The following is a 3,023-nucleotide window of genomic DNA, read 5'->3' as shown; positions in this document are numbered from 1 at the left end:
TCGAGTCGGACTTGGCGGGTGTGCCCGACGACTTGCCCTCCGCGGTGTCGGACGGCGAGGAGCTCGTGGCCGCCGCCGACGAACTGCTCGCCGGAGAGGGAACGTTGTCGGTGCCGTCGTTGCATGCCGTCAGCGCCAGGCCGAGGGCCACTGCGGTCATGCTCAGTACCGAGATCTTCCGAGTGCGCATGCTGTGTCTTTCCTCTGCGTGGGTGCTCCTGAGGAGCGGACGGGCGGGTGAGCGGGGCGAATGTTCGCCCGTGTGGCTTCCGTGTGCTCAGACAGTCGGGTGGTTGCCCCGGTTGCCTCTTGATCGTTCCCAGGACACGTTCGTGACATGACAGTGGCCGCATCGTGAAGTCCGCGGCCCCGGTCAGGGCAGGCCCGCTTTGGGGGCGGGCCGTTCGAGCTGTCCGGCTGACCCGTCCTCGACCGGGCCGCCATGGCGGAGGCCGCGGCGCGCACCCTCGCGGAGCTCACGCCGGGCCGGACCGAGAAGTATCCGCGGGTGGAGGTCGTACGCGAGCCGGAGCCGGTCAGCGGATCGGCCTCGCGCACTCAGGTGACGTCGTCGGCCCTGCGGCGCTGACCGTGGTCGGCGCCGCAGGGGCGGCGAGTCGCTGGGGCTCGGGCTCTCGCCGGTGGCGCGGACGACGGTGACGCACGCCTTGCACCCGGTGGCCGTCGTCCCCTCCTGAAGGTCCGCGAACCGTGCGCGCGGGGGCGAAGGCACGCCCGCCTGGCCCCACACCGGGGCCACGCGGGTGAGAAGCCGCCTGCTTGCGGGTACAGGCTCACGGGTACGACCGCGACGGGCCATCCGGTCACCGGGCGCGGGCCCGACGGCCGCCGGTGCGCTCCCATGGACACCGGCGGGCCGGCGCGGGCGAGGGCGAGGAGGACACGGCATGCCGAAGCAGGACGGGCTTTCGGCGGGCCGGTCCGCGGGCGCCCCGCTACAGCACGGAAGCGGGCCGATCGACCGGTTGCTGCACACCCGCCTGGGGCGTGGCGCCACCGCTCTCCTCGCGGGCGCCCTGCCCTCCCTCGCCTTTCCCGGCCCGTCGCTCTGGTGGCTGGCGTACGTCGCACTGGTGCCCTGGCTGCTGCTGATCCGGTCGGCGGGCACCGGACGGCGTGCGGCGCTGGACGGCTGGCTCGGCGGCACCGGCTTCATGCTCGCCGTGCACCACTGGCTGATGCCGAGCCTGCACGTGTTCATCGTGGTGCTCGCGGCGCTGCTGGGTCTGCTGTGGGCCCCCTGGGGGCTGCTCGTCTCCCGGGTCATGGGCGGTGCGCCCTCGCCCGTCCGTTCGGTGGCCGCCGTCGCCGTGGTGCCGTCCGGGTGGCTGATGATCGAACTGGTCCGCTCATGGGAGGGGCTCGGCGGTCCCTGGGGTCTGCTGGGCGCCGGCCAGTGGCAGTTCACGCCCGCTCTGCGTACGGCGTCGGTGGGCGGTGTGTGGCTGGTCAGCCTGCTGGTGGTGGCCGTGAACACCGCGGTGGCCCAACTCCTCGGGCAGTCCGCCGCCCGGAGGGCCGCCACCGCGTGCCTGGTGGTGTGCGCCCTGGGCGTCGGCGCGGTCTGGGTCTGGGCCCCGCGCCCGGAGACCACCGGGACGGCCCGCATCGCGGTCGTGCAGCCCGGCGTGGTCGAGGGCCCGGGCAGTACCGACCGCAGGTTCGCGCGGAGCGAGGAGCTGACCCGTGCCCTCGCGGACCGTGACGCGGCACTCGTGGTGTGGGGGGAGAGCAGTGTCGGTGTGGACCTGACGCGCAGTCCGGGGACGGCGGCCAGGCTGGCGGCTCTGTCCCGCGAGACCGGCGCCGGTGTGCTGGTCAACATGGACGCCCGCCGCACCGGCGGCCCGGGGCGCTCCGGCATCTTCAAGTCCGCGGTTCTGGTGGGACCGGACGGGCTGACGGGTGACCGGTACGACAAGATGCGCCTGGTGCCGTTCGGTGAGTACGTCCCGGCCCGCGCCCTGCTCGGCTGGGCGACCTCGGTGGGCAAGGCCGCGGGCGAGGACCGGCTGCGCGGCGAGGCCCCGGTCGTGATGGACCTGCCGGACGCCGGCGGGCTGCGGATCGGCCCGCTGGTGTGCTTCGAGACGGCGTTCCCCGACATGAGCAGGCACCTGGTTCGGGACGGAGCCGAGGTGCTGGTCGCGCAGTCGTCCACCTCGACGTTCCAGCACAGCTGGGCGCCCGCCCAGCACGCCTCGCTCGGGGCACTGCGCGCGGCCGAGACGGGACGGTCCATGGTGCACGCCACGCTCACGGGGGTCAGCGCGGTGTACGGCCCCCGGGGCGAGCGGGTGGGTGCGCCGCTCGGCACGGAGGCGAGCGGGGCCCTCGTGTACGACGTACCCCTCGCCCGGGGCGACACGCTCTACGTCCGGCTGGGCGCCTGGCCGGTGTACGGCGCGCTGACGGTGCTGGCCGGCTTCCTCGGTGTCGTGGGGGCGCGTGGGCTCAGGACGCCTGCTCCAGGGAGTCGCGTACCACGCGCTCGCACAGCCGGTGGGTCTCCAGGGCGTCCTGGGCGCTGAGCCTCTCGCCGTCCCGCACCGCGTCCAGGAACGACAGCACACACTGCTCGATGCCGCGCTGGCGGGCGACCGGCACCCAGTCGCCACGCCGCCGCAGGGAGGGCTGCCCCTTGTGGTCGACGACGTCCGCGAGGTTGAGGACCTGACGCTTGGTGTCCTGGCCGGAGACCTCCAGGATCTCCTCGGTGGAGCCGCTCAGCCGGTTCATCGTGCCGATCGCCGTGAAGCCGTCGCCGGACAGCTGGAGCACCACGTGGTGCATCAGGCCATCGACGATCCGCGCCCGGACGATCGTGCTGTCGACGGGGCCCGGGACCAGGAAGCGCAGTGTGTCGGCGACATGGATGAAGTCGTCGAGGACCAGGGTGCGCGGCTCTTCGGGGAGTCCGACCCGGTTCTTCTGCAGGAGGATCAGGTCGCGCGGGTGGTCGGCACACTGGGCGTAGGAGGGCGCGAGCCGGCGGTTGAAGC

Annotated in this window: 1 protein-coding gene and 3 pseudogenes; 2 read left to right on the top strand and 2 right to left on the bottom strand. The window is 73.6% G+C overall.

Features of this window, described 5'->3' with window-relative positions:
* A pseudogene (locus IH13_RS43700) lies at positions 1-190 on the bottom strand (hypothetical protein); the annotation flags it as partial.
* A 231-nt stretch (positions 191-421) separates the two neighbouring features.
* Here IH13_RS43700 and IH13_RS45260 point away from each other — a divergent pair.
* Both IH13_RS45260 and lnt read left to right on the top strand, forming a co-directional pair.
* Positions 422-698: pseudogene (locus tag IH13_RS45260) on the top strand (universal stress protein); the annotation flags it as partial.
* Between the two features lie 210 nt (positions 699-908).
* Complete coding sequence (gene lnt / locus IH13_RS0131475; protein WP_031089702.1) at positions 909-2,552, top strand: apolipoprotein N-acyltransferase; 1,644 nt, start codon at positions 909-911, stop codon at positions 2,550-2,552.
* Here lnt and IH13_RS0131470 read toward each other — a convergent pair.
* Positions 2,476-3,023 (bottom strand): annotated as a pseudogene (locus IH13_RS0131470) (gfo/Idh/MocA family oxidoreductase); the annotation flags it as partial. The gene lnt and the pseudogene IH13_RS0131470 overlap by 77 nt on opposite strands.

Origin of the sequence: Streptomyces sp. NRRL WC-3549, from assembly GCF_000721935.1 — a bacterium.
In the GTDB taxonomy this organism is placed as follows: Bacteria; Actinomycetota; Actinomycetes; order Streptomycetales; family Streptomycetaceae; genus Streptomyces.
Note: the sequence above shows the minus strand (reverse complement) of the source record. Positions and strands in the feature narration are given on the sequence as shown.